At 26.6% G+C, this 369-nt stretch carries 1 pseudogene; it reads left to right on the top strand.

Features of this window, described 5'->3' with window-relative positions:
• Positions 1-252: pseudogene (locus tag AC6UDG_RS07425) on the top strand (hypothetical protein); the annotation flags it as partial.
• Positions 253-369: the final 117 nt, after the last annotated feature.

Here is a 369-nt window from a genome sequence, read left to right as displayed (position 1 = left end):
GGGCATAGTCCAGGTCATGTATCTTTTTATCAATGTGATGATGATGTTTTTATAGCAGGAGATTTGTTTACTTCGAAATATGGAAAGTTAAAAGGACCTATGAAAGTTTTTACAGCAAATGTTTATGAAAGTGAAAATAATGGAAAACTTTTGCTTGATAAACTCAATCCACATTTAATAGTGGTTAGTCATGGAAAAATTGTTAATTTAAATAATAGTAATTTTAAAGGAGGTGATAATAGTGAAAGATAGAAGAGTAGTAGAAACTGGAATTGGTATTATCTGCAGTTTAGGAAATAATAAGAAAATCGTATTAAAAAATATGTTAAATAATAAGTCCAAAATTAATAAATTAAGTGTTATCAATAC

Source organism: Fructilactobacillus sp. X2R1C1 (assembly GCF_059901435.1).
The sequence above is the reverse complement of the archived record's forward strand: the minus strand, read 5'-3'. Positions and strand labels throughout refer to the sequence as shown.